Raw genomic sequence first — 25,087 nt, 5'->3', positions numbered from 1 at the left:
CTTATTTGCCGGCGCGGCCGGCGAATTCGTTCAAGTAGTCCACGAGCGCTTGCACGCCCTCGATAGGCATCGCGTTGTAGATCGATGCGCGCATACCGCCGACGGACTTGTGGCCCTTCAGTTGCAGCAGCCCGCGCGCCTTGGCGCCGGCCAGGAATGCCTCGTTCTTGCTTTCGTCCTTCAGGTAGAAGGGCACGTTCATGCGCGAGCGGTTGTGCGGCGCCACGCGGTTCTGGTAAAAGTCGTCGGCGTCCAGCGCGGCGTACAGCAGGTCGGCCTTGGCCTTGGCGCGGCGCTCCATCTCGGCCACGCCGCCCTGCGCCTTCAGCCACTGGAACACCAGGCCGGCGATGTAGATGCCGTAGGTGGGCGGCGTGTTGTACATCGAGTCGTTGTCGGCCACCAGCTTGAAGTCGAACGCCGACGGGCAGGCCGGCAGCGCCTTGCCTAGCAGGTCGTCGCGGATGATGACGATGGTGACGCCGGCCGGGCCGATGTTCTTCTGGGCGCCGGCGAAGATCACGCCGTATTTCGAGACGTCGATCACGCGCGACAGGATGTGCGACGACATGTCGGCCACCAGCGGCACGCCGGCCAGGCGCGGGTCGGCCGCGTCGGGCGCGCCGGCGTCGAAGTCGTATTCAACGCCGTCGATGGTCTCGTTGGTGCACATGTGCAGGTAGGCGGCGCCGGGCGTCAGCCGCCACTCGGCCTGCGGCGGCACCGCCCGCGTCGACGCGGCGGCAATGTTGACGTTGGCGTACTTGCCGGCCTCCTTGATGGATTTGCCCGACCACGAACCGGTGTGGATGAAATCGATGGTTGCGCCGGCGGGCTTGTGGCCCAGCAGGTTCAACGGAATCAGGGCGTTCTGCGACAGTCCGCCGCCCTGCATGAACAAGATCTTGTAATTGTCCGGTACTGCCAGCAGCGCGCGCAGGTCGCGCTCCGCCGCCTGGTAAATCGACATAAACTCCGGTCCGCGGTGGCTCATCTCCATCACCGACATGCCGCTGCCGTGCCAGTCCAGCATTTCGGCGGCAGCCTGGGTCAGCACTTCCTTCGGCAGTACGGCGGGGCCGGCGGAAAAATTGTAGATGTGCGTCATTGCGTTCCTTCAGTGTGATTTATTTCTGTTGCTGTTGTTGCTGTTGTTGCTGTAGCTTTTGCAGCATCGGGCCGATGCGGCGCTGGACGATCTGCTGGCCGATCTGCATGCCCTCGCCGGTCAGCTGCGGCATCTTGGCCAGCATCTTGGCGCCCACCGGCGTGCGGTAGAAGGCGGTGATCTGTTTCAGTTCATCGGCGCTGAAATTGCGCGCGTAGACCGGCACCGTCTCGTTCAGGATATCGTCGACCAGCGACGGATCGCTCATCACCTGCTGCATGGCGTTGACCACGGCCGGCAGCTCGGCTTCCATCTTGGCCAGCGCCTGCTTCTTCTCCTCCGGGCCGAACTTCGGGTTGTTGTTGATCGCCGCTTCGGCGCCGCCGCGCATCGAGGCGGCCATGCCCTGCGTCATCTGCTGCATCATGCCTTGCAGGACCACGCGGTAATTCATCGACTCGAACAATTCCTTGGCGGCCGCGGTGGAAGCCGCGTCGGCGGTTTGCGCGTGGACGCCCGGGGCCACCAGCGCCAGCGCAGTGATAAACGATGCTACGATTTTTTTCATGCGATCTCCTGTTATCAATAAAAACGGGGCCAGTTCTATTGGCGCGCAATAGTCGTGGCCCCGCTGGCTCCTGTTAAGTGAGCGTTACGCCGTCGCTGAATCCGGGCCCGGTTCCAGCTCGACTTCGTCGATGTCGGTCTCCACCACGCGCTGCAGGCCGGACAGCTTGGTGCCGTCCTCCACCGCGATCAGCGTCACGCCCTGGGTGGCGCGGCCCATCTCGCGGATCTCCGACACGCGGGTGCGGATCAGCACGCCACCGGTGGTGATCAGCATGATCTCGTCGGTCGAATCGACCAGCGTGGCGGCCACCACCTTGCCGTTGCGCTCGGAGGTCTGGATCGCGATCATGCCCTTGGTGCCGCGGCCGTGGCGGGTGTACTCGGTGATCGGAGTACGCTTGCCGAAGCCGTTCTCGGTGGCGGTCAGCACCGACTGCTGCTCGTTCTCGGCCACCAGCAGCGCGATCACGCGCTGGCCCTCGTCGAGGTTCATGCCGCGCACGCCGCGGGCATTGCGGCCCATCGGCCGCACGTCGTTCTCGTCGAAGCGCACCGCCTTGCCGGCGTCGGAGAACAGCATCACATCGTGTTCGCCGTCGGTCAGCGCGGCGCCGATCAGGAAGTCGCCCTCGTCGAGGTCGACCGCGATGATGCCGGCCTTGCGCGGATTGCTGAAGTCTTTCAGCGGCGTCTTCTTCACGGTGCCCAGGCTGGTCGACATGAACACATAGTGGTCTTCAGGGAAGCTGCGGTTCTCGCCCGACAGCGGCAGGATCACCGTGATCTTCTCGTTGTCGGCCAGCGGGAACATATTGACGATCGGCTTGCCGCGCGAGTTGCGCGAGCCTTGCGGCACTTCCCACACCTTCAGCCAGTACAGGCGGCCGCGGTCGGAGAAGCACAGGATGTAGTCGTGGGTGTTGGCGATGAACAGCTGGTCGATCCAGTCCTCGTCCTTGGTGGCCATGGCCTGCTTGCCGCGGCCGCCGCGCTTCTGCGCGCGGTACTCGGAGATCGGCTGCGCCTTCATATAGCCGGTGTGCGACAGCGTGACCACCATGTCCTGCGGCGTGATCAGGTCTTCGGTGTTGAGGTCGGAGGCGTTGTGCTCGATGTTGGAGCGGCGCGGGTCCTTGCTGCGGTCGCCGAATTCGGCCACCATCGAAGTCATTTCGTCGGTGATGATGGTGGTCACACGGGCCGGCTTGGCCAGAATGTCCAGCAGGTCGGCGATTTCCGCCATCACGTCCTTGTATTCGTTGACGATCTTGTCCTGTTCCAGGCCGGTCAGGCGTTGCAGGCGCATTTGCAGGATCTCTTGCGCCTGGTCGTCCGACAGCTTGTACAGGCCGTCGGCCTGCATGCCGTAGTGCTTCGGCAGGTGCTCGGGACGGAAGGCGTCGATGCCGCCCACGGTGTCGCCCTCGCCGGTACGGGCCAGCATCTCGCGCACCAGCGACGAGTCCCACGATTTTTCCATCAGCGCGGTCTTGGCCACCGGCGGCGTTGGCGCCGCCTTGATGATGGCGATGAACTCGTCGATGTTGGCCAGCGCCACGGCCAGGCCTTCGAGCACGTGGCCGCGCTCGCGCGCCTTGCGCAGCTCGAACACGGTGCGGCGCGTCACCACTTCGCGGCGGTGCGACAGGAAGCACTGCAGCATTTCCTTCAGGTTCAGCAGCTTCGGCTGGCCGTCGACCAGCGCCACCATGTTCATGCCGAAGGTGTCTTGCAGCTGGGTTTGCTTGTACAGGTTGTTCAGCACCACTTCCGGCACTTCACCGCGCTTGAGCTCGATGACCACGCGCATGCCCGACTTGTCGGACTCGTCGCGGATGTCGGAAATGCCTTCCAGCTTCTTGTCGCGGACGTTCTCGGCGATGCGCTCCAGCAGCGACTTCTTGTTGACCTGGTACGGCAGCTCGTCGACGATGATGGCGGTGCGGCCGCCGTCCTTGCCGTATTCCTCGTAGTGGGTCTTGGCGCGCATCACCACGCGGCCGCGGCCGGTGCGGTAGCCGTCGCGCACGCCCGAGACGCCGTAGATGGTGCCGCCGGTCGGGAAGTCCGGCGCCGGGATCAGTTCGATCAGCTCGTCGATCGAGCAGTCCGGGTTGTTCAGCACGTGCAGCGCGCCGTCGATCACCTCGTGCAGGTTGTGCGGCGGAATATTGGTGGCCATGCCCACCGCGATGCCGGACGAGCCGTTGATCAGCAGGTTGGGGATGCGCGTCGGCAGCACGGTCGGCTCTTTTTCCTTGCCGTCGTAGTTCGGCTGGAAGTCGACCGTGTCCTTGTCGATGTCGGCCAGCAGTTCGCTGGAAATCTTGTCCAGACGGCACTCGGTGTACCGCATTGCCGCGGCGCCGTCGCCGTCGACCGAGCCGAAGTTGCCCTGGCCGTCCACCAGCATGTAGCGCAGCGAAAAGTCCTGCGCCATCCGCACCAGCGTGTCGTAGATCGACGCGTCGCCGTGCGGGTGATACTTACCCATGGTCTCACCCACCACACGGGCGCACTTGACGTACGGACGGTTCCACACGTTGTTCATTTCATGCATCGAGTACAAGACCCGACGGTGCACCGGCTTGAGGCCGTCACGCACGTCCGGCAAGGCACGGCCGACGATCACGCTCATCGCGTAATCGAGGTAGCTCTTGCGCATCTCTTCTTCGAGGGAAATAGGAATTGTTTCTTTTGCGAATTGATCCATTGGCGGGTCGTTTACTGTGGTTTATTGAGCCTCTCCCAAGAGACAGGCAAGCGTACGATTTTAGCATGGGTGTACGGCAACTAGCGGAAATCCGCGTCGCGCCCGTACCTATGCGGTGTTGCGCACGATTGCGATCGGTAACAAGTTGTAATATTCATGACACATTACTCAATTATTATCGACAATCACGTTGCAACAAAACAACATTTTGGTCGAATCCGAAATGGCGCCATGTTGGAGCTTTTTAAACGACTTTAACCGCTTGTGGCAAAATAGCCGAGAAGTCAATTGCTTGATTCACAAGCGGGAACCGAGCCTGACGCCCCTGCGTGGTAGAATTCCTCCACGCAAAGAACTCATGGCGCAGTTTTCTGCAGATATCACCCCGAAAGGAAGAAAAATATGAAAAAACTGATTTCGATGCTGGCCATCTCGGCTGCATTTGCCGGTTCGGCCATCGCGCAGACCGCACCTACCGCACCACCGTACGCACCGGTAACCCAGGACATCCAGGCCGCGACGCCGAAAAGCGCCTACGTGCAGGACGCCCGCGGCGTCATCGCCCGCGACCCGTTCGGCCTGTGCTGGCGCACCGGCTACTGGACCCCGGCCGACGCCGTGCCAGGTTGCGATCTGCCGATCTGCGTTGAGCCAGAGAAACTGGAAAACGGCAAGTGCGTAGCACCGCCGCCACCACCGCCGCCAGTGGCGCCGGCGCCAGCCGCACCAGCCCCGGCCCCGGCCCCGGCACCAGTGCCAACCGCGCAAAAAGTGAGCTTCGCCGCTGACGCCTTCTTCGACTTCGACAAGGCCGTGCTGAAACCAGAAGGCAAAGCCAAGCTGGACGACGTGACCTCGAAACTGGGTTCGATCAACCTGGAAGTCATCATCGCCGTCGGCCACACCGACTCGGTTGGCTCGGACGAGTACAACCAGAAGCTGTCGGTACGCCGCGCTGAAGCGGTCAAGGCCTACATCATCTCGAAAGGCGTTGAAGCCAACCGCGTGTACACCGAAGGCAAGGGCGAGAAACAACCTGTGGCGGACAACAAAACCGCCGAAGGCCGCGCCAAAAACCGCCGCGTGGAAATCGAAGTGGTCGGCACCAGCAAGTAATCGCTTAGCCTGACCCCAAAAGCCCCGTCCGCACTGAACGCGATCTTGAGCGCGTTCAGGCTGACGGGGCTTTTTCGTCCGTGCTTTAGAATAGCGGTATTAGTCTTTTCCAATTGTTGCCATGAATGCTGATCCATTAGAACTGCAAAAATTCGCCGAACTCGCCCACCGCTGGTGGGACCCGACCTCGGAGTTCCGCCCGCTGCACGAGATCAACCCGCTGCGCCTGGAATGGATCAACGCCCGCGCGCCGCTGGCCGGCAAGCAGGTGATCGATATCGGCTGCGGCGGCGGCATCCTGTCCGAGTCGATGGCGCGCAAGGGCGCCACCGTCACCGGCATCGACCTCGGCGAAAAAGCGCTGAAGGTGGCCGACCTGCATTCGCTGGAATCGGGCGTGCCGGTGCGCTACAAGCTGATCGCCGCCGAAGAGATGGCGGCGCAGGAGCCGGGCCAGTTCGACGTGGTCACCTGCATGGAGATGCTCGAACACGTGCCGGACCCGGCCGCCATCGTGCGCGCCTGCGCCACCCTGGTCAAACCGGGCGGCCAGGTGTTCTTCTCGACGCTGAACCGCAATCCGAAGTCCTATCTGTTCGCCGTCATCGGCGCCGAGTACATCCTGCGCATGCTGCCCAAGGGCACGCATGACTACGAAAAGTTCATCACGCCGTCCGAGCTGTCGCAGTTCATCCGCAGCGCCGGGCTGGAAGTGGCCGGCCTCAAGGGCATGGGCTACAACCCGCTGACCAAGATCTATTCGCTCAACGACGACACCAGCGTCAACTACCTGGTGGCCGCGCGCCGCCCCCTGTGACCATGACCACCACGCCCGCCGCGCCACGCGCCATCCTGTTCGACCTCGACGGCACGCTGGCCGACACCGCGCCCGACCTGGCCGCCGCCGTCAACCTGCTGCGCAGCGTGCGCGGCCTGGCGCCCACCGACTACGCCGTCCTGCGCCCGACCGCCTCGGCCGGCGCGCGCGGCATGATCGGCGCCGCGTTCGGCATGACGCCCGACGATGACGGCTATGTCGCGCTGCGCGACGAGTTCTTCAGCAACTACGAGGCGGCGATGGCGGTGCACAGCCGGCTGTTCGACGGCATCCCGGCGCTGCTCGAAGGCATCGAGGCGGCCGGGCTGCCGTGGGGCGTGGTGACCAACAAGTCGCAACGCTTCACCGTGCCGCTGCTGCCGCAGATCGGCCTCGGCCACGCGGCCTGCGCGATTTCCGGCGACACCACGGCCCACGCCAAACCCCACCCCGCCCCGCTGCTGGAGGCCGCCAACCGGCTGCAGCTGGCGCCCGCGCAGTGCTGGTATGTCGGCGACGACCTGCGCGACATCCAGGCCGGCAAGGCGGCCGGCATGCTGACCATCGCCTGCGGCTGGGGCTACTGCGGCGCCACCGAGCCGGCAAGCTGGCAGGCCGATTACCTGTTCCAGCAGCCGCACGAGCTGCTGGCGCTGCTGCGCGCGGCGCTGGCCGGCAGCGCGCTGGCGGCCTGAGCCGGCGTTGCGCGGAAGATGCATGTCATATTATTTTTGTTGCCGCACAGACAGATCAGGCGTAGTCTCCCGCATGACTGCGTAGCATTACTTATTTCCTGATAGCCAAGACCACGCTGATGAGGGGAAGCACAGTCGCCGACAACTCAACTTTCCCATCAGGTGCATCATGGATTTTCCTGAACAGGTTGCCCAACTCCCGCAGCCTTATGCAGATTCATTCGCCACCCTGCCGCAGCGCACCAGCGCGCCGCAGAGCTGGATGGTGCGCGTGGCCGACGCCAAATACCACTGGTACGACCTGATCGCCGGCTTCGCCGAGCGGCCCGACATCCGCGATCCGATCGGCCGCTACATGCGGCGCATGCAGTTCGAGCTGGAGGCCACGGCCGAAAAGCGCCACCTGTTTTTCGCCGTGACCCGCCCGCGCGTGCGTTTCGACATCACCGGCGTGGTCCAGTGGGGCTTCTTTTCGCTCAAGCTGACCTTGCCGCTGCTGCTGGGCGCCGAGGCGGCCAAGGAATCCATCACCGTCGAGCTGAAGGTGCCGTTCGCCGCCACCATGAAGAAGCCGACCGTGATCCTGACCGAGAATTTCGTCAGCCTGAACTGGGGCGGCCTGGTCGAGGTGCTGTCGGTGCACGACCTGCTGCAGACCTACGCCCACGCGCTCAAGCTGCCCAGCAAGGTGGCGTACGTGGGCCAGACCCGCGACCCCGAGGGCCGGCTCGGCAAGGGCCGGCTGCCGGCGCTGCACAAGCTGCGCGCCCAGTGCGGCATGGATTTCGACACGCTGATCCTGGTGGTCGGCATGGACGTCGAGGTCAGCTGCGCCGACGGCGACCCGGCCGCCCTGCCGCACAACGAGCATCCGCTGGCGGCCGCGGCGCTGCAGGCCGAGCGCGCCGACCTCATCGAGGCGGCGCTGATCCGCTACTTCGAGGGCAGCACCCCGCGCTGGCGCCACAGCGACGAGCGCAAGGCGCGCGCCGAGCGGCTGACGGCGGTGCAGGCCAGCAACCACCTGGTGCAATACACCATCGACCTGGCGCTGGCGCCCGAGGACGCCGGCTATTACAACTACCTGTGCTCGGAATTCGTCAGCGCCGCGCGGCGTCATCTGCTGAGCTGCTATGTGGCCGACGGCCAGGCCCAGGTTGCGCCCATGCCACTGCCGGCGCCAGCCAGGGGCGCGCGCCAGCAGTAAGTGCTACAGTGGGTGGTTTCTTGACGCTGCGACACATTTCCACATGGAAATAACACGTGCCAGGCACTATAATCACCACACTATGACACACTTGGAGCGCGCACATGAGCAATGACGACGACGATTATCCCGATCCGTCGCCGGAAGAGCTGGGCATCGGCGCGCTGTTCGAGGACGCGCCCGAGCCATTCCACGACCTGGTGGCGCCGCCCCAGGACGCCATGGAGGAATTGCTGCCGCTGATGCCGCAGCGCAGCGCCGCGCCGCAGACCTGGGCGGTCACCGTGTCCGACGCCAAATTCCACTGGTATGACCTGATCGCCGGCTTCCCCGAAGTGCCGGACATCCGCGACCCGGTCGGCCGCTACCTGCGGCGCATGCAGTTCGACCTGGAGGCGGCCAGCGAGAAGCGGCTGATTTATTTCGCCGTCAACCGCCCGCGCATCCGCTTCGACCCCAACGGCAAGATCAGCTGGGGCTTCTTCTCGCTCAAGCTGAGCTTGCCGCTGCTGGTCGGCGTCGAGGAAAAGAAGGAGACGCTGACCATCGAGCTGACGGTGCCGTTTGCCGCCACGCTGAAAAAGCCGGCCGTGGTGCTGAGCGACCGCTTCGTCACGCTCAACTGGGGCGGCCTGATCGAGGCGCTGTCGATCCACGACGTGTTGCAGCAGTATGCCAACCCTTACCACGACGCCACCGAGGTGCAGTACGTCGGCCAGACGCGCGACCCGCTGGGCCGCCTGGCGCGCGCGCGCGTGATGGGCGTGCAGCGCGTGCACCAGCGCCACAGCGAGGACCGCGACATGCTGCTGCTGGTGCAGCGCATGTCGGTCGAGGTGATGTCGGCCGCCGGCGACCCGGCCGCGATGCCGGTCAACCAGAACGCGGTGGCGGCCGACATGCTGCAAAAAGACCGCATCGACGTGGTCGAGTGCGCGCTGATCCGCTACTTCGAGGGGCCGGAGATGCACGGCCGCAGCGACAAGGAGGCCGACGTGCGCCGCCAGCGCGTGCGCGAGGTGGCGCAGGCCAACAACCTGGCCAGCTTCCGCATCGACCTGCGGCTGGAGGAGACGGGCGACTACCACCAGCTGTATTCGCGCCACGCCGGCGTCTCGCGCAGCCATGTCATCGACTGCACGGTGGTCGACGGCAACGTCATCGTCGAGCGCGTACCGGTGCCGGACAAAGCGCCGTCCTAAACCGCCGCCAGCGCCTGCTCCAGGTCCGCCAGCAAATCGTCGGCGTGCTCGATGCCGATCGACAGCCGCACCGTGTCCACCGTCACGCCGGCCTTGGCCAGTTCGGCCTCGTTGAGCTGGCGATGGGTGGTGCTGGCCGGATGGCAAGCCAGCGACTTGGCGTCGCCGATGTTGACCAGCCGCGTGAACAGCCGCAGCGCGTCCTGGAAACGCGCCCCGCCCTCCTTGCCGCCCAGTACGCCGAACGTCAGCACGCCCGACGGCCGGCCGCCGAGGTATTTGCGCGCCAGCGCGTAATCCTTGTGGCCTTCGAGGCCGGCGTAGTTGACCCACTGGACCTTGGGGTGGGCGCCGAGGAAGTCCACCACCTTGCGCGTGTTGTCGACGATGCGCTCCATGCGCAGGGCCAGCGTTTCGATGCCTTGCAGGATCAAGAAGGCGTTGAACGGCGACAGCGCGGCGCCGGTGTTACGCAGCGGCACCACGCGCGCGCGGCCGATGTAGGCGGCCGGCCCCAGCGCCTCGGTGTAGACCACGCCGTGGTAGGACACGTCCGGCTCGTTGAGGCGCTTGAAGCGCTCCTTGTGCTCGGCCCAGGGGAACTTGCCGGAGTCGACGATGGCGCCGCCGATCGAGTTGCCGTGGCCGCCGAGGTATTTGGTCAGCGAGTGCACCACGATGTCGGCGCCATGCTCGAACGGGCGCAGCAGGTAGGGCGTGGCGACCGTGTTGTCGACGATCAGCGGCACGCCGTGCGCGTGGGCGACGGCGGCAATCGCCGCGATGTCGGTGATGTTGCCGAGCGGGTTGCCGATCGATTCTATGAACACCGCCTTGGTGCGCGCGTCGATCAGCGCGGCGAACGATGACGGGTCGGCGGCGTCGGCGAAGCGGGTGCTGATGCCGTACTGCGGCAGCGTGTGGGCGAACAGGTTGTAGGTGCCGCCGTACAGCGTGGCGGCCGAGACGATGTTGTCGCCCGCCTCGGCGATGGTCTGAATGGCGTAGGTAATGGCGGCCTGGCCGGAGGCCAGCGCCAGCGCCGCCACGCCGCCCTCGAGCGCGGCAACGCGTTCTTCCAGCACGTTTTGCGTCGGGTTCATGATGCGGGTGTAGATATTGCCCTGCACCTTGAGGTCGAACAGGTCGGCGCCGTGCTGGGTGTCGTCGAAGGCGTAGGCGACGGTCTGGTAGATCGGCACCGCCACCGCGCGGGTGGTCGGGTCGGGCTGGTAGCCGCCGTGGACGGCGATGGTTTCGAGTTGCATGGGGTGGTCTCCTTGGTTGGCGCCGCCCAAGTTAGCGCGAAGCCGCCCGCTTGGCGACGAATGATTCCAAAAATGCAAATGCGCATTCCGGATAAGCTAAGCTGTCACACGGCGGCTGTCACAGACAGACCGTCTGCCCCGTCTAAGGTTCATGATGACTGACACGACAATTTTCGCGGCGCTGCGCCCGCGCCTGTTCGCCACCGCCTACCGCATGCTGGGCACCCGCGCCGACGCCGAGGACGTGGTGCAGGACGCCTGGCTGCGCTGGCACGCCAGCGCCCGCGCCGGGCTGCAATCGCCCGAGGCCTGGCTGGTGACCATCACCACCCGGCTGGCGATCGACCGCCTGCGCGCGCGCCTGGCCGAGCGCGAGGCCTACGTCGGCTGGTGGCTGCCCGAACCCATCGTCGAACCCGACGAGCAGACCCCGGAAAGCAGCGCCGAGCTGGCCAGCGAGGTGTCGATGGCCTTGCTGTGGGTGCTCGAACGGCTGTCGCCGGAGGAGCGCGCGGCCTTCCTGATGCGCCAGGTGTTCGAGCACGACTACGCCGACATCGCGGCCCTGCTGGGCAAGAGCGAGGCAGCCTGCCGGCAGATGGTGCACCGCGCGCAGCAACGCGTGCAGCAGCACCGGCCGCGCTTCGAGGTGCCGCGCGAGCAGCACCGCGCGCTGCTGGGCCGCTTCATGGCCGCCGCCCAGCTCGGCGACCGGGCGGCCATGAAAGCCATGCTGGCCGACGACGTGCAACTGGTGGCCGACGGCGGCGGCAAGGTGCAAGCCTATCTGCGCGTGCTGCATGGCGCCGGCCGCGTGGCCGGCTCGTTCTGGTCGCTGGAGAACAAGTTTCCGCAGCGGGTGCTGTACCGCCCGGCGCGCGTCAACGGCGAGCCGGGGCTGCTGCGCTATGTCGACGGCCAGCTGGAGTCGGCGCAGGCGTTCCGCATCGAACAAGGCCGCATCGCCGCCGTCTTCGTGGTCCGCAATCCGGACAAGCTGACCGGCGTGCCGCAAACTATTTGCTGAAAGCCGTCACAAGCGGCGCGAGCGGCCCGTCTTAGACATATGCGGGGCGCGCGGTGCGTCCCGCGCTCCTGTGAAAGGCATCATCATGACGCAAGCAGCCCGTATTCCCTTCTTCCAACTGGCCCCGGCCAACCTGCAAGCCATGATCGCGCTATCGGCGTCGGTCAAGAAAAGTTCGCTGGGCACCCGGCTGGTCGAGCTGGTCAATTTGCGCGTGTCGCAGCTGAACGGCTGCGGCGTGTGCGTCGACATGCACTGGCGCGACCTGATCAAGCAAGGCGCCGAGCCGCGCCACCTGAACGCCGTCGCCGGATGGCGCGAGGCGCCGTTCTTCAGCGCACTGGAACGCGCGGCGCTGAACTGGGCCGAGGCGGTCAACGCCCTGCCCCATCAGCACCCGACCGACGCCGATTTCGCCCAGCTCAAGGAACACTTCACCGACAACGAAATCGCCGAACTGAGCTACGCCATCGCCGTGATCCGCGGTTGGAACGCCATCAACGCCAGCCTGCACAACCAGATCCCCGAAGTGCCCGCCCCCGGCTTCTAAATTCCGACAGGAAATTCGGTTAAGATGGTAACTTGGCAATTAATCAGGAGTTACCATTAAGGCGATCGTCGGCGCGCTGTTCGCGCTGGGCTTGATGTGGGCCACCCCGGCTGCGGCGCAAAAGCCCCGGCCTACGAGGCGCCGGCCGCCGCCAGCGCCAAGTGCCGCGATGGCAGCTACAGCTTCAGCCAAAGCCGGCGCGGCACCTGCTCGCAACACGGCGGCGTGGCGGCCTGGCTATAACAACAAAGGCCCCGGAGCTGGCGCGCCGGGGCCTTTGGACTTGCATCCGGATGGTGGGCCGGCGTCATTTGAATTGCTTGGCCTTCATAGGGAGCACCAGCGATACGAGCCAGTTGCCCGACTCACTCACTTGAGCTATTCTGAAGGATCAAAGGAGCCATGCATGCGCACTCGAGTCCAGCCCGCCAAACCCGCCACCAAGCGCACCTCCCCTGCGGCGGTGCGACCGGCAACTGCGCCCGCAGTAAAAAAGTCGCTACGAAGAGAAGCGCCGTCGCTGTAAGGAAGGTCGGCAAAGCGGGAGCATTCGTTGCTTTGTACAAGATGGACTTCACCGACAAGATCCACACCATTCGCACCGGCGTGGCTGCGCAGCGCGTAGGCCAACTGTCCTCGATCATGGGCATACCGAAAGAGGCGTTGATGGACTCGCTCGGCCTATCGCGTGCAACGATTAACCGCAAGGTACTGCGCGATCAATCCCTGTCGCCCGAGGAATCCGAACGCGTCATGGGGATGGAAGCATTGATCGGCCAGGTGGAAGCAATGATCGATAGCGAGAACGCCCCGGAATTCGATGCTGCGAAGTGGCTGGCAAACTGGTTGGCCGCGCCGCTGCCCGCACTGGGTGGCGCCACCCCAGGCAGCTTCATGGATACCGTGGAAGGCCAGAAGTACGTGGGTAACTTGCTAGAGATGGCCCAGAGCGGGGCATACGCGTGACGGTAGCGCTGTGGCGAATCGCGGCGACTACCGCCAAATACGCCGCCAATGACCTTTCAGGTACCGGAGCGAAGAACACGGGCGGACGCTGGAACCCCATTGGCTTGGCCGTGACCTACACCTCCGAGAATATTTCGCTGGCCGTCCACGAGACCATTGTGCATCTGCGTAGCGGCGGCTTACCGCTGAATCGCTACCTCGTACGTGTCGACGTGCCAGACGACGTATGGGCTGCACGCCAGGTGCTGTCACCGCCGGTCGGCTGGGATGCCACGCCAGCTGGGATGATCAGCATCCAAGCGGGCGAGACATGGCTAATGAGTCGGGCAACCGCGCTGTTGGTAGTGCCTTCGGTAATCGTCCCGGAAGAATCTAACGTACTCATCAATCCGCAGCACCCCGACACCGCGAGAATAGTAGCGACGGTCCTGCGCAAATGGCACTACGATCCGCGCTACTTTTGAACCGCCTCCCCTTTCAGCGGTTGAGTGACAAAGTGTGAACCTTTCACGCAAGCAAGATGCTACGCTTGATAATAGAAGCTCGGCACATAACCGTCCGCGCTCGTCGTAAAGCTTGTACGACTTTGCTGTCGGCTTAGCGTTTACTGGAGGCGCCAAAGGGAACAGGGGTAACGTCGAAAGCTCGACAGCACATACCCGAAGGAGGTACCCCACACTCTCTCCGGATGCCGGCGGTCATTGTTGGACTACGCAGGACGGGGCTCATAGTAAAAAACCCGCTCGGAGGCGGGTTTTTGGTGCGGCTGAGGCCGCTTAAAGCGAATAAGTGGTGGAGCCGGCGGGAATCGAACCCGCGTCCGCAAGCACTCTACAGACAGTTCTACATACTTAGCACTATCATTTAATTTAACCTGTACAACACGGATGTGCACGTTTTGGACAGGCGATTCACCTTAAATTTAGCGCTGCTTCAAGTGACCCGTTACAGCGCGATTCCCTGTAAATGACTCCTTGACTTTTAACGGTCCGCCCCAGGGAAGAAGCGTTTAGGAGCTAACAGCCCTTAGGCTGCCAGTGCGTACGAGTTATCGTTTGCAGTTATTGATTTCTGGGTGTATTTACGAGGTAACCAGGCCTCGGTATGCCCTGTTCTGCTTTGCAACCCACGTCGAAACCAGGTCGGCCCCACAGAACTTGTATTCTACCCGACTTTGGCCGGACCTGCCATCCGCGTCAAACGCCAGTCATATTTGGCCGCTATGATGTCTTTCATTAGCGCCCCACGGCGACTACTACCGGCGCCGGCGGTCGGGAAATATACCGGCACCAACACTTCCTACAACGCTTTGACCAGCAGGCCGGCCGTGCCTAGCAGGGCGGCGAGCATCAGGCCGACCAGCCAGCGAAATTGTGCGTCGCTGCGCTCCAGGCGGCGGTTGCTCTCCTGGATCAGGGCGTCGATCCGCGCACGGGTTTCGCGCCGCAGTTCGTCGATTTTGGCGTCCACCAGCCTGAACTGGTCGAGCGTCTGCTGGCGCAGCTCGGCGATGCGCGCCGCGGTTTCGCGCTGCAAGGCGTCGATGCGGGCGTTGACTTCGCGGAAGTTGGCATTGATTTCGCGGAAGGCCGCGTTCATGTCGTCCCTGAGTTTGTCGGTGGCGTTGTCCATGTCTTCATCCTTGCGCGCGGGCTGTTCGTTGTCAAGCTGAGCCGGGGATCGCATGATCGTCTCCGGTGTCCTCGCCTGAGCTTAGGCGCGGTTCGGGCCTGCGGTTTGAGGCAGCGCAAAGCGCTGGCTGTTGTTGCGTTGCAGCACACTGTTGAGACGGCTTGTGGGCTGCATTAGAATGGGCTGGTCATCATTCCGCCCGCACGCCGCCATGCCCGACGACGCCGTCCAGCCCCCGAAGAAACGCGGCCGCCCGCACAAGGGCGAAGGCGGCGGCCTGCGCGCCGAACTGATCGAAAAATCCGCCCTGCTGTTCCGCACCAAGGGCTATGACAACACCACCGTGCGCGACATCGCCGCCGCCGCCGGCATCCAGGCCGGCAGCTGGTTTTACCATTTCAAGACCAAGCAGGAGATCCTGACCGCCATCATGGAGCAAGGCATGCAGCGCGCGCTGGCCGAGGTCGAGGCGATTGCCGCCGAGCCGCTGGCGCCCGGCCCCATGCTGCAGCGCCTGGTCGCGGCCCATCTGCACACGCTGCTGGCGCCGGACCAGCATTGCGTAGCCGTGCTGCTGTACGAGTGGCGCTCGCTCGATGCGGCCGCGCGCGCCCGCCTGGCGCCGCTGAAGGACCGCTACGAGGCGGTGTGGGACGACGCCATCGCCGCGCTGCAGCAGTCCGGCGCCTGGGGCGCGCCGTCGCAGTTCGACCGCCTGCTGCTGTTCGGCGCGCTCAACTGGACCGTCCAGTGGTACAAACCCGGCAGCGGCGCCGATGTCGGTGAGCTGGCGCACCAGGCGATGCGCTTCATCCTGCGCACGCCGGCCGCGCTTGAGGCACAATAGGGCCATCCCAACTGCCAGGACCGTTCATGATTTACGAGATTGCCGAGCTGTATATCAAACCTGCGGAGCATGACGCCTTCCAGGCCGCCGTGGCCCGCGCCGTGCCGATCTTCCAGGCCGCGACCGGCTGCCTGTCGCTGCGCCTCGACCGCGATATCGAAACGCCCGACACCTATCACCTGGTGATCGGCTGGCAGACGCTGGAACACCACACGGTCGATTTCCGCGGCAGCGCCGGCTTTCAGGACTGGCGCGCGCTGGTCGGCGGCTTTTTCGCCCAGGCCCCCAAGGTCGAGCATTTCCGCACCGTCGTCGCCGGTTTTTGAATCACATAACAACAAGGAGGCCATCATGTCCCGCACCATCCACCGCAATTTCCCGCAACCGTCGGACGCCGAAAGCGCCCGCAGCGCGCTGCTGTCCGGCGGCTTCGCGCTGGCCAGCGTCAAGCTGACCCGGCACGCCGAGCTGCCGCCGTCGGTGGCCACCAGCACCGTCGGCAACCTGCTCGATGCGCTGACGCCGGGCGGCCCGGCCGCCGCCGCCGCGGCGCGCCACCGCGCCGGCGCCATGCTGTCGGTCGACGTCTACGACGACGATGAGCGCGAGCGCGCCGACGCCATCATGGGCGGCTTCGGCGCCACCGAGGCCTGACGCCGGCGCGGACGGCCGGCCGTGCCCGCTAGGACACCAGCGGGTGGTGGAACACCTGCCGCAAATAGGCCAGGAAGGTTTCGTCCTTGCTGATGGTCTTGCCCGGCGAGTCCGACAGCTTGGCCACCGATTGGCCGTTGCACTGCACCAGCTTCATGACGATGTTCAGCGGCGCCAGCCCGACGTCGTTGGTCAGGTGGGTGCCGATGCCGAAGCCGGTCATGATGCGGTCGCCGAAGTGGCGGTACAGCGCGATCGCGCTGTCCAGGTTGAGGCCGTCCGAGAACACCAGCCGTTTGCTCTTCGGGTCGATGCGCAGCGCGGCGTAGTGGGCGATGGCTTTTTCGCCCCACGCCACCGGGTCGCCCGAGTCGTGGCGCAGGCCGTCGAACAGCTTGGCGAAGTACAGGTCGAAGTCGTCGAGGAAGGCATCCATGCCGACCACGTCGGTCAGGGCGATGCCGAGGTCGCCCCGGTATTCCTGCACCCACGCCTCCAGCGAGGCTTTCTGGAAATCGCGCAGGCGCACGCCGAAAGCCTGGAACGATTGCATGTATTCATGCGCCATGGTGCCGATCGGTATCAGGTTGTATCGCATCGCCTGGTAGACATTGGAGGTGCCCTTGAAGTACTCGGGCACCTCGCGCGCCAGCCGCTGCACCACCTCGTCGTGCCAGGCGCCCGAGAAGCGGCGCCGGGTGCCGAAGTCCGACAGCTCGAACGGGTAGTACTGCGCCGGCTCCTGGCCGAAGGCCTTCAGCCTGGCGATCTTGGCCGCCAGCCGCGCCCGCCCCTCGGCCAGCGCGGCGTCCTGGTCGAAGCGGCGGAAGTACAGCTCGTTGACGATGTACAGCACATAAATCTCGAACCCCATCACGTGCACCTGCGGCCCGGCCGCGTGGATTTTCAGCGTCTCGCCGTCGGCGCTGACGGCGATGAATTTGCGCTGGAAGCGGAAGACCGTGAGGAAGTCGACGAAGTCGCTTTTCATGTAGCGCAGCGAGCGCAGGTAGTTCAGCTCGTCGTCGCGGAAGCTCATCGAGCACAGGTGGTCGAGCTCGTGCTCGATCTGCGGCAGCAGCTCGGTCAGCGGGAAGGCCGGCGTGTTGCGGCAGACGAATTCGTATTCGGTGTGCGAGTTCGGGTGGCCGTGCAGCAGCGCCTGCCACATGGTGAATTTGTACAGGTCCGTTTCCAGCAGGCTGCGGACGACCGGCGCCTTCATGCCGCCTCCCCGGCGTTGGCCAGCAGTTCGGCCTGCACGTCGGCGGCCTGCAGCAGGCGCACGCCGCGCGCCGCCATCGCTTGCAGGAAAGCCTGGTACTGGGCGGCGAAGCCAGTGACCGGGCTGATGCAATCGGTGATCAGCGCCAGCCTGGCCAGCGACGCGGCGCCGTATTCCTGCTCGAAATAGTCGGCGATGTGTTCGACGGTGGCCTTGACGCAATGGCTGCCGGCCTCGCCGGCGACGTAGATGCAGTCGGACTCGGCCAGCGTGCGCACGAATTTGGTGTTGAATTGCGTGTCCGGGTCGGCCGCGTCCGGCACCTCGGCCTGCACCGCCGAATAGTGCTCGGTCCATGGATTGGCGCCCTTGGCCAGCTTGGCAACGATGCCCAGCGACGCCTCTTCCCAGTGGCCGTAGGCGGCGCGCACGTCGGCGTGGACGTTGTGGCCCCAGCTGCCGATTTCGCAGTGCACCGGCCACACCATCAGCTGATAGCGGCCTGCCGCTTCCAGCCGGTCGAGGTAGTTCAGCGCGACCGGCAGCGCGGCCAGGTGGCGCGGCTGGTAGGTGTGCGCGCGCACGTCGGCGGCGGTGATTTCGGTGAACGGCGCGACTTCCGCGCCGTCGGCGTGGCGCCAGAAGGTCGGGTGGGCGATGTCGAAGCGGTGGTGCGAGTCGAGCGTGACGCTGATCGCCGTGATGCCGGCGCGGCCGCGGTTGATCAGGCCGGCCAGGCGCAGCATGTCCTGGTGCGCGCCCGGCACCGGCAGGGCCGGCGCCAGCGGCTGGCGCGTGACGGGGTCCACTGGCAGGTAGCTGGCGGGCAGGTCGCAAAAGTCGTTTTGCGGGTCTATCATCAACAGATGTAGATTCCGTTTCATGTGAGGCTCCATGGAATGAAGCCTGCATCATACCGCAGCGCGGCGCGGCCGGTTGCCGGTTGCCGGCCGACTGCCGGCCGCCGGCGATCAGGCGGCGATGGCGTCGAGCTTGGCGCGGCTGTCGGCCAGCGCCTTGTCGACCGCCGCCTCGCCCATCGCCACGCCTTCGGCCACGACAAAGGTGACGTCGCTCATGCCGAGGAAGCCCAGCGCCGCGCGCAGGTAGGTGGTGACGTGGTCGTAGGCGGCCGCCGGGCCTTCGCTGTAGACGCCGCCGCTGGCGACCACCACGTAGACTTTCTTGCCGGTGACCAGGCCCTCGGGACCGTTGGCGCCGTACTGGAAGGTGCGGCCGGCGCGGGCGATGTGGTCGATCCATGCCTTCAGGCCCGAGGTGATCGAGAAGTTGTACATCGGCGCGCCGATGACGATGGTGTCGGCCGCCAGCAGCTCGTCGACCAGCGTGTCCGAGGTCTTGACGGCGTAGGCCTGCTCGGCGTTGCGCTGCGCGGCCGGCGTGAAGAAGGCGCCGATGGTCTGTTCGGTCAGGTGCGGCACCGGGCTGGCCGCCAGGTCGCGCGTGACCAGCCTGGCGGCCGGGTCGGCGGCACGCAGCTTGGCGACGAATTCGCCGCCCAGCTGACGGGTCAGGGAGCCGGTGCTGCGCACGCTGCTGTCGATGTGGAGAATGGTGGTCATGATCGCTGTCCTTGGGGGTGGGAGATGGGACGATCATAAAGCGCTTATAATATCGATGGAATCCTGTTTATTTCTATTTGATCTATCGAGAATTTCGATTATGCGTGATCCCGGCCTGCCCTCCCTCGACCAGCTGCGCGTGTTCATCGCCGTCATCGACCATGGCGGCTTCGCCCATGCGGCGCGGGCGCTGCACCGCACGCAGTCGGTCATCAGCTATACCATCGCCAACCTGGAGCAGCAGCTCAACGTCGCGCTGCTCGACCGCGGCAAGCGCAAGCCCACCCTGACCGAGGCCGGCAAGGCGCTGCTGGCCGACGCCCGCGCCGTGTCGCTCAAGGTCGACGGCATGCGCGCCCGCGCCAAGGCGCTGTCGGCCGGGCTGGAGGCCGAGGTGTCGCTGGTGGTCGATGTGATGTTTTCCACCTGCAAGCTGGTGCGCATCCTGCGCGCCTTCCAGAGCGAGTTTCCGACCGTGTCGATGCGCCTGCGCACCGAGGCGCTGGGCGCGGTCACGCAACTGGTGGCCGACGGCACCTGCCGCATCGGCATCAGCGGCTGGATGCCGGGCACGCCGGACGTGATCGAGCGCCAGGCCTGCGGCTTCGTCACCATGGTGCCGGTGGTGGCGCCCGACCATCCGCTGGCGCAGATCGACGGCATCGTGCCGAGCGCGCTGCTGCGCGAGCATACGCAGCTGGTGCTGACCGACCGCAGCACGCTGACCGAAGGCCAGGATTTCGGCGTGCTGGCGCTGCGCGACTGGCGCCTGGGCGACCTCAGCTCGAAGCACGCGCTGCTGCGCAACGGCGTCGGCTGGGGCAATATGCCGCTGGAGGTGGTGCAGTGGGACCTGGACGCCGGCCGGCTGGTGCAGTTGCAGATCGCCGAGGGCAGTTCGTTCAGCTTCCCGCTGTATGTGATCCGCCGCGGCGACGAGGAGCCGGGGCCGGCCACGCGCTGGCTGATGCAGCAGTTCCTCGACCTGGCGCAGCCGGCGCCGCTGACCGAGCGCGAACAGGCCGAGCTGGCGGCCCATGCGGCCCACGCCGCCGAGGCGTCGCGCTGGGCGGCGCAGCCGCACGCCTACCACGCGCTGAGCGAGTGCGCGCAGGCGCCGGCCGCGCGCGCCGAGGGCGCGGCCACAGCGGCCAGCACCGGCGCGGCGCCGGACAAGCCGGCGCGCCGGCGGCCGCGCCTGCCGACGCCGGACGCGGCGGACGGGCTGGCGCTGGCCGCGCCTATTTCACTCCGGCCGCGTTGAGCTTGCCGCGCAGGCGGCGGATTTCCTCCGACAGGTCGACCACCAGCGCCGCCACGTCGTCGTTGGCGTCGAAGTCGCGCTCGATCTGGCACAGCCGCCGCGCGCGCACCAGGTCGGCGCTGGCAAAGCGCCAGGCGCTGCTCGGCTCGGCGCTGCGGTCGGTGTCGTGACCGCCGCCAAGCAGGATGCCGGTGCGCACCCGCGTCACCACCCAGTCCGGCGTCACCGCGCAGGCCTGGGCCAGTTCTTCCAGCGTCAGGGCGGCGTCGTCGATCACCACCGCGGTCAATATCTCTCCCATGTCAGCCTCCCGCGCGCGGGTTGAAGGCCAGCTCGCGCGCCATCGTTTGATACAGTTCCCTGGCCTTGTCGGTGGCGGCCGGCGGCAGCACCACTTCCAGCAGCAGATACAGGTCGCCGGCCTCCTTGCCGGGAATGCCGCGCCCGCGCAGGCGCAGCTTGCGCCCGCTTTGCGAGCCGGCCGGCACGGTCACGTGCACCTTGCCGGACGGCGTCGTCACCTCGATCTCGCCGCCCAGCGCCAGCTCCCACGGCGCCACCGGCACCGTCTGGTAGACGTCGCGGCCGTCGATGCGGTAGCGCGCGTGCGGCCGGAACTGGATTTCCAGGTACAGGTCGCCCGGCCCGGCGGCGCCCTGCTGCCCCTGCCCGGACAGGCGCAGCTGCTGGCCGGCGGTGACGCCTTTCGGGATGTTGACGCTGAGGTTGCGCTCGCGCGTGACGATGCGGTCCTGGGCGTCGCGTTCGGCCACCATCAGGCTGATGGTGCGGGTGGCGCCGCTGTAGGTGTCGGCCAGGTCGATGGTGATGCTGGCGTGATGGTCGTCGCCCCGCTGCGGCGCTTGCCGGCGCCGGCCGCCGCCGAAGTTGGCGAACAGGTCGGAAAAGAAGTCGCTGTCGCCGAAGCCGCCGCCGGCGCTGCCCGGGCCGGGGCCGGGGCCGGCGCCGCCGCCGAAGCCGCGCCCCCAGTCCGGCGGCGGACGGAATTGCTGGCCGGCGCGGTATTGCTGGCCGCGCCCGAGCTCGTCGTAGGCGGCACGCTTTTCCGCGTCGCCGAGCACGCCGTAGGCCTCGTTGATGTCCTGGGTTTTCTGCTGCGCGTCGGCTTCCTTGCTGACGTCCGGATGGTATTTCCGCACCAGCTTGCGATACGCTTTTTGATGTCGTCCTCGCTGGCGCTCCTGGCCACGCCGAGGGTCTGGTAGTAGTCCTTGTATTCCACGTTACGCGCTCCCGTATGCTATGACTGTCAGTCTACCGAAAAAGCCCGAAACGTGTAGGCAGATACTGTCACCCTTAAGTCGTGGCCAAGACGTCCAGCGAGGAAGAAATCAGGAAGGCTACCGCAAGCTGTCAACTTCTAAGTTAATTCGATTTTTCCAATTTTGTCGGGCAGGGTCAGCTTTACGATTTCTCACAGTTGAGTAACGTCATTCTTTTGTTGATTAAAAACCAACCAGAATGCATCCTCCAAGGCCTCCGCAATACTGTTTTTGTATGCGGCTGCTACTGCTTTTTGTACGTATTTTGTACGCAGCCGTAAAGCACAAAGGTCACGATTAAATGGCATTGGAATTTCGCAACGGCTCCTGGTATTGGCGCAAAATGATCGACGGCGTAATGTTCAACCGTTCAACTAAGACGGCTGACAAAAAGCTGGCCGAAACATTGGCCCGCAAATGGGAACACGAAGCAGTGCAATCCGTCATCTACGACGGCGAACGACCGATAAATGTCCATGACGCGATTAGAGCCTTTCTGGAGCAACGTGAAAACACAGGCGGTTACGGCAATGCCTGCACGCATATGACCCGCTGGAAAGCAGCCATTCCTAACATCCCTTTCTCTGCTGTGCAAAAGCGCCAAGTACAAGCAGTTGTGAGAATTATGCAGGCTGATGGCTATGCCCATAACACGATCACGGTAGCGATCATGTATTGGAATGCTTTGGTCAACTACTGCGCTGAGAACCAGCTTTCAGCTGGCCCCAAAGTCGATAAGATCAAACCAAAACAGACGCGCTTCCGTATCATCACCGAGCAAGAAGAAGCAGCCATACTTTCCGCCACTTGCCCTAACACGAAGTACCCGGGAAAGACCGCACTCACCGATGCGCAACGTCGGGACAATCAGGACGTTCTGGTATGCCTGCTGCACCTTGGCGCACGGATCAACGAAGCGCAAAACCTTCGTTGGTCCGACATCGACTTTACCGCCAACACTGTTCTTGTCCGCCGACTCAAACGCAGCAACGATACATTGCTGCTGATGACTAGCGCATTGCGTGCCGTCATGGAACGTCGATACAAGGCCAGAATCGACGACTGGGTGTTCCCTTCCAAACGCGGCACCTATAAGACCAATGCAGCTTGGGTCAACACTATCGTCAAACGCGCCGGCATTAACCTTGATGCTGGCAAGATCACCAGCCACACGTTCCGGCATACCGCTGCAACTCGCCTACTGCGTGCAGGCATGGACATTACTATGGTGCAGAAATTCCTCGGCCACAAACAGATTAGTAGCACGATGGTCTATCTGCATTCCCAGCCAAGCGAAGTGGCCAGCAAGGCATTGGCGGTATTCGAGCGCAATTGAACTTCTTCGCTTTACACTCTGGTGCCGCTCGTTAGCATTCGTTTTAAACGAATAATGCCGCATGTATAAATAGATTTGCGGGCATCTCCTCCGCTGTGCAATTTGACGACTGCTAGACATGGCCCGGTTTGTGACCGGGCCTTTTCATTTTTGCAGCATCGGCTTCAACTCACAGTCCTACCTACAGGCATGCCATAGATCGATGCTGCGCCCCAAATCAATACTCCCTCCTGGCAAAGCTTCCACTGATACGAATTTTGAAAAATCCGGCACATCGCTCATCGCCATCCAACCTGCAAATTCTTCATGCCAAGGACTGGTATCCGTCTGCACCGGTTCTGGGGACATTGCATCACCGCTAAGTTGTCGTATCAATGCCTTGTGCTGTTCAATACGCTTGGCCTCTTGTGCATAAACGGGATCGATAAAGTCATCAGTGTGTATCGGATAGATCCCTTCGTAATCGGCTTCCAACAACGGGAACGTCTTCTGCAAATCATTCGTAATCTTCGACAACACAGCCTCTGGCAACTTATGTTTGAAGTACACACAGTCATGAACAAACAGCAGAGGTTGGTAGCCAGCTTCGGCGGCATCAACACCAAAGCGCGTAATCGCTTCAGCTTCCATAGCCTGATATATCCAAGCCAGCTTTTGATCCTTCTTACGCGTCTTTCCTGTGCGCGGACAAACCGAATCGTAGTGCCGACCCAAAAACTCAAAACTGTCTGGGAAATGCCCGGCTATCGTTTCACGAACCATGTTCATAGCATCACCAATTCTGACGAATTGATCATTAACCATCAGGCGGCAGTAAGCAGTTTCGCCCAGTGTCTTGCGGATTGAGGCGAATGGATTATTGGCTGTCTTCGCGCCGAACCCCAGCGACGTAAAGATCTCTTTCATCTTCTCTTCATTAATGCCAACATCAGCGGCAATAGCTTTCCGAATTCGGCTTCGATGACTAACGTAGTCTACAAGCACATCAACATCAAGCGTCGGATCAATTTCAAGTGCCAAGCCTGTCAGCAATGCATAGCTGGCGGCCTTGACGTCATACATGTGGCAACGTCCAAGCGCGGCATGCCTGACTTCTTTTGATACTCGCTGCAAACTAGTGCCATGCCCATAGCAGCGGCCACTGTCGCTTTGCTCCCAGTATTCGGCAAACACATACTGGCCGTCTTCTTCTGTGATCGATGACTTGATGTGCCGAGCATTCAAAAGGTTTCTAAGAAGCGCCTTCCGATAATTCTCATTGCTCGAAAGTGTTTTTTGACAGGCCGTCATGTAAGCGTCTTTGGTGTTTTCGATAAAGCTATCAAGCGTTAGCAAATCAATCGACGTATATATATTGGCCGCTCGATCCTCACTCCCCGCGCTGGCAACAGGCGCATCGATTTTAGCGAGCGCCTGCATGATTTCAGTCTGATACACAGGATTAAGAGACACTCGCGCAATCTTGCCTATCTGACCCGGAAAATCCACAATGACCAACGATGTATTGCGATCTGCATTAAACAGCGTGGACACCTTAAAATCTTTGCCCTTGATTTTTATGCGACCAACCAGCTTCGCAATGTCATCGAGGGATAGCGATACCTGATCATCTTCAAAGCCGAACTTACGAACAGACTCAGCAATTGCGCTCAACATGACAGTTACATATTTGTCGACACTCTTCTCGATCTGGTACGGCTTCAACGTCGAGTACTTGGCTATAAGAGCGGCAGAAATTCGTTCTTTCATTTCTGTACCTCGCGGGAAATGACGCACGAACGGAAAGCAAATGAGTCAATCGGATGTGCAGTACCAAATGCCAAGTGTTCTGGCTTGTTGTTTGCCGTGCTTTCTTCTACTACGTCGCGCACTTTTTTCGGTTGTAGCCAAATGCTTGATTTCGTGCATCCGCACGCTGTTTTGATGTGAAATGGGATGGGCGCACGGACTCGTGCTGGGATGTTGTGTTACTCAATGTTATCTCCTGATGATGAGAGCTGACGAATGCTCTCGCACATATTTAG

At 63.5% G+C, this 25,087-nt stretch carries 24 protein-coding genes, 1 other RNA gene and 2 pseudogenes; 15 read left to right on the top strand and 12 right to left on the bottom strand.

Annotated features, from left to right (window positions below; translation table 11 throughout):
• Window position 1: 1 nt before the first annotated feature.
• From serC to gyrA, 3 genes are all read right to left on the bottom strand, one after another.
• On the bottom strand, window positions 2-1,108 hold the full coding sequence (gene serC, locus ACRQ5J_RS08590; RefSeq protein ID WP_432382594.1) for a 3-phosphoserine/phosphohydroxythreonine transaminase: 1,107 nt from the start codon (window positions 1,106-1,108) through the stop codon (window positions 2-4).
• 19 nt (window positions 1,109-1,127) lie between these two features.
• Entirely contained in the window at window positions 1,128-1,676 is a 549-nt protein-coding gene (locus ACRQ5J_RS08585) for a DUF2059 domain-containing protein (protein ID WP_432382592.1), read from the bottom strand.
• 84 nt (window positions 1,677-1,760) lie between these two features.
• Window positions 1,761-4,391 carry a DNA gyrase subunit A gene (gene gyrA / locus ACRQ5J_RS08580; protein WP_432382591.1) on the bottom strand — a complete coding sequence of 877 codons (2,631 nt, stop codon included), beginning with the start codon at window positions 4,389-4,391 and terminating at the stop codon, window positions 1,761-1,763.
• 402 nt (window positions 4,392-4,793) lie between these two features.
• On the opposite strand from gyrA, the gene ompA reads away from it, so the two are divergent.
• From ompA to ACRQ5J_RS08555, 5 genes are all read left to right on the top strand, one after another.
• Window positions 4,794-5,507 carry an outer membrane protein OmpA gene (ompA, locus tag ACRQ5J_RS08575; protein ID WP_432382589.1) on the top strand — a complete coding sequence of 238 codons (714 nt, stop codon included), beginning with the start codon at window positions 4,794-4,796 and terminating at the stop codon, window positions 5,505-5,507.
• 121 nt (window positions 5,508-5,628) lie between these two features.
• Window positions 5,629-6,324, top strand: coding sequence for a bifunctional 2-polyprenyl-6-hydroxyphenol methylase/3-demethylubiquinol 3-O-methyltransferase UbiG (gene ubiG, locus ACRQ5J_RS08570; RefSeq protein WP_432382588.1), 696 nt, complete (start codon window positions 5,629-5,631; stop codon window positions 6,322-6,324).
• Window positions 6,325-6,326: 2 nt separating this feature from the next.
• A complete protein-coding gene (locus ACRQ5J_RS08565; protein ID WP_432382587.1) occupies window positions 6,327-7,019 on the top strand; it encodes an HAD family hydrolase in 693 nt (230 codons plus the stop codon).
• A 169-nt stretch (window positions 7,020-7,188) separates the two neighbouring features.
• On the top strand, window positions 7,189-8,226 hold the full coding sequence (locus ACRQ5J_RS08560) for a hypothetical protein (protein ID WP_432382586.1): 1,038 nt from the start codon (window positions 7,189-7,191) through the stop codon (window positions 8,224-8,226).
• Window positions 8,227-8,330: 104 nt separating this feature from the next.
• Window positions 8,331-9,428 carry a hypothetical protein gene (locus ACRQ5J_RS08555; RefSeq protein WP_432382585.1) on the top strand — a complete coding sequence of 366 codons (1,098 nt, stop codon included), beginning with the start codon at window positions 8,331-8,333 and terminating at the stop codon, window positions 9,426-9,428.
• Here the strand turns inward: ACRQ5J_RS08555 and ACRQ5J_RS08550 are convergent.
• Window positions 9,425-10,696, bottom strand: a complete 1,272-nt coding sequence (locus ACRQ5J_RS08550) for an O-acetylhomoserine aminocarboxypropyltransferase/cysteine synthase family protein (protein WP_432382584.1) — start codon at window positions 10,694-10,696, stop codon at window positions 9,425-9,427. The two genes, ACRQ5J_RS08555 and ACRQ5J_RS08550, sit on opposite strands and share 4 nt — an antisense overlap.
• Before the next feature lie 154 nt (window positions 10,697-10,850).
• On the opposite strand from ACRQ5J_RS08550, the gene ACRQ5J_RS08545 reads away from it, so the two are divergent.
• The 5 genes and pseudogenes from ACRQ5J_RS08545 to ACRQ5J_RS08525 all read left to right on the top strand — a co-directional run bounded on the left by ACRQ5J_RS08545 (window position 10,851) and on the right by ACRQ5J_RS08525 (window position 13,703).
• Window positions 10,851-11,723, top strand: a complete 873-nt coding sequence (locus ACRQ5J_RS08545; RefSeq protein ID WP_432382582.1) for an RNA polymerase sigma-70 factor — start codon at window positions 10,851-10,853, stop codon at window positions 11,721-11,723.
• An 85-nt stretch (window positions 11,724-11,808) separates the two neighbouring features.
• A complete protein-coding gene (locus ACRQ5J_RS08540; RefSeq protein ID WP_432382581.1) occupies window positions 11,809-12,273 on the top strand; it encodes a carboxymuconolactone decarboxylase family protein in 465 nt (154 codons plus the stop codon).
• A 123-nt stretch (window positions 12,274-12,396) separates the two neighbouring features.
• Window positions 12,397-12,516: pseudogene (locus tag ACRQ5J_RS08535) on the top strand (DUF3761 domain-containing protein); the annotation flags it as partial.
• Window positions 12,517-12,840: 324 nt separating this feature from the next.
• Window positions 12,841-13,239 (top strand): antitoxin Xre-like helix-turn-helix domain-containing protein, encoded by a 399-nt coding sequence (locus ACRQ5J_RS08530; protein WP_432382579.1) that lies wholly within the window; start codon window positions 12,841-12,843, stop codon window positions 13,237-13,239.
• Window positions 13,236-13,703 carry an RES family NAD+ phosphorylase gene (locus tag ACRQ5J_RS08525; RefSeq protein ID WP_432382578.1) on the top strand — a complete coding sequence of 156 codons (468 nt, stop codon included), beginning with the start codon at window positions 13,236-13,238 and terminating at the stop codon, window positions 13,701-13,703. The genes ACRQ5J_RS08530 and ACRQ5J_RS08525 overlap by 4 nt, the downstream gene beginning before the upstream one ends.
• Window positions 13,704-14,029: 326 nt before the next feature.
• Here the strand turns inward: ACRQ5J_RS08525 and ssrA are convergent.
• Both ssrA and ACRQ5J_RS08515 read right to left on the bottom strand, forming a co-directional pair.
• Window positions 14,030-14,389, bottom strand: a transfer-messenger RNA (tmRNA) gene (gene ssrA / locus ACRQ5J_RS08520).
• Between the two features lie 149 nt (window positions 14,390-14,538).
• Window positions 14,539-14,925 carry a hypothetical protein gene (locus tag ACRQ5J_RS08515; RefSeq protein ID WP_432382576.1) on the bottom strand — a complete coding sequence of 129 codons (387 nt, stop codon included), beginning with the start codon at window positions 14,923-14,925 and terminating at the stop codon, window positions 14,539-14,541.
• Between the two features lie 157 nt (window positions 14,926-15,082).
• Between ACRQ5J_RS08515 and ACRQ5J_RS08510 the strand changes: the two genes are divergently transcribed.
• The 3 genes from ACRQ5J_RS08510 to ACRQ5J_RS08500 are packed head-to-tail and all read left to right on the top strand — an operon-like array spanning window position 15,083 to window position 16,372.
• Window positions 15,083-15,718 (top strand): TetR family transcriptional regulator, encoded by a 636-nt coding sequence (locus ACRQ5J_RS08510; RefSeq protein WP_432382575.1) that lies wholly within the window; start codon window positions 15,083-15,085, stop codon window positions 15,716-15,718.
• A 26-nt stretch (window positions 15,719-15,744) separates the two neighbouring features.
• Window positions 15,745-16,044 (top strand): antibiotic biosynthesis monooxygenase family protein, encoded by a 300-nt coding sequence (locus ACRQ5J_RS08505; RefSeq protein ID WP_432382574.1) that lies wholly within the window; start codon window positions 15,745-15,747, stop codon window positions 16,042-16,044.
• A gap of 25 nt (window positions 16,045-16,069) precedes the next feature.
• Entirely contained in the window at window positions 16,070-16,372 is a 303-nt protein-coding gene (locus tag ACRQ5J_RS08500) for a hypothetical protein (protein ID WP_432382573.1), read from the top strand.
• A 28-nt stretch (window positions 16,373-16,400) separates the two neighbouring features.
• Here the strand turns inward: ACRQ5J_RS08500 and pncB are convergent, their stop codons facing one another.
• The 3 genes from pncB to ACRQ5J_RS08485 form a co-directional block, all read right to left on the bottom strand.
• Window positions 16,401-17,597, bottom strand: a complete 1,197-nt coding sequence (gene pncB / locus ACRQ5J_RS08495) for a nicotinate phosphoribosyltransferase (RefSeq protein WP_432382572.1) — start codon at window positions 17,595-17,597, stop codon at window positions 16,401-16,403.
• A complete protein-coding gene (locus tag ACRQ5J_RS08490; protein ID WP_432382571.1) occupies window positions 17,594-18,481 on the bottom strand; it encodes a cysteine hydrolase in 888 nt (295 codons plus the stop codon). The genes pncB and ACRQ5J_RS08490 overlap by 4 nt, the downstream gene beginning before the upstream one ends.
• Before the next feature lie 87 nt (window positions 18,482-18,568).
• On the bottom strand, window positions 18,569-19,180 hold the full coding sequence (locus ACRQ5J_RS08485) for an FMN-dependent NADH-azoreductase (protein WP_432382570.1): 612 nt from the start codon (window positions 19,178-19,180) through the stop codon (window positions 18,569-18,571).
• Window positions 19,181-19,280: 100 nt separating this feature from the next.
• Between ACRQ5J_RS08485 and ACRQ5J_RS08480 the strand changes: the two genes are divergently transcribed.
• Window positions 19,281-20,444: a LysR family transcriptional regulator gene (locus ACRQ5J_RS08480; protein WP_432382569.1), complete on the top strand. Its 1,164-nt coding sequence runs from the start codon at window positions 19,281-19,283 to the stop codon at window positions 20,442-20,444.
• Here ACRQ5J_RS08480 and ACRQ5J_RS08475 read toward each other — a convergent pair.
• Together ACRQ5J_RS08475 and ACRQ5J_RS08470 are read right to left on the bottom strand one after the other, a co-directional pair.
• A complete protein-coding gene (locus tag ACRQ5J_RS08475) occupies window positions 20,422-20,745 on the bottom strand; it encodes a MerR family transcriptional regulator (RefSeq protein ID WP_432382568.1) in 324 nt (107 codons plus the stop codon). The genes ACRQ5J_RS08480 and ACRQ5J_RS08475 overlap by 23 nt on opposite strands.
• 1 nt (window position 20,746) lies before the next feature.
• Window positions 20,747-21,687, bottom strand: a pseudogene (locus ACRQ5J_RS08470) (DnaJ C-terminal domain-containing protein).
• A gap of 341 nt (window positions 21,688-22,028) precedes the next feature.
• Between ACRQ5J_RS08470 and ACRQ5J_RS08465 the strand changes: the two are divergent.
• Window positions 22,029-23,063, top strand: a complete 1,035-nt coding sequence (locus ACRQ5J_RS08465; RefSeq protein WP_432382566.1) for a tyrosine-type recombinase/integrase — start codon at window positions 22,029-22,031, stop codon at window positions 23,061-23,063.
• Window positions 23,064-23,240: 177 nt separating this feature from the next.
• Here ACRQ5J_RS08465 and ACRQ5J_RS08460 read toward each other — a convergent pair whose 3' ends face one another.
• Window positions 23,241-24,812, bottom strand: a complete 1,572-nt coding sequence (locus tag ACRQ5J_RS08460) for a hypothetical protein (RefSeq protein ID WP_432382565.1) — start codon at window positions 24,810-24,812, stop codon at window positions 23,241-23,243.
• Between the last annotated feature and the right edge of the window lie 275 nt (window positions 24,813-25,087).

This window comes from Duganella sp. P38 (genome assembly GCF_050859475.1).
Classification (GTDB): domain Bacteria; phylum Pseudomonadota; class Gammaproteobacteria; order Burkholderiales; family Burkholderiaceae_D; genus Rugamonas.
This window is presented reverse-complemented; position numbering and strand designations above follow the sequence as displayed.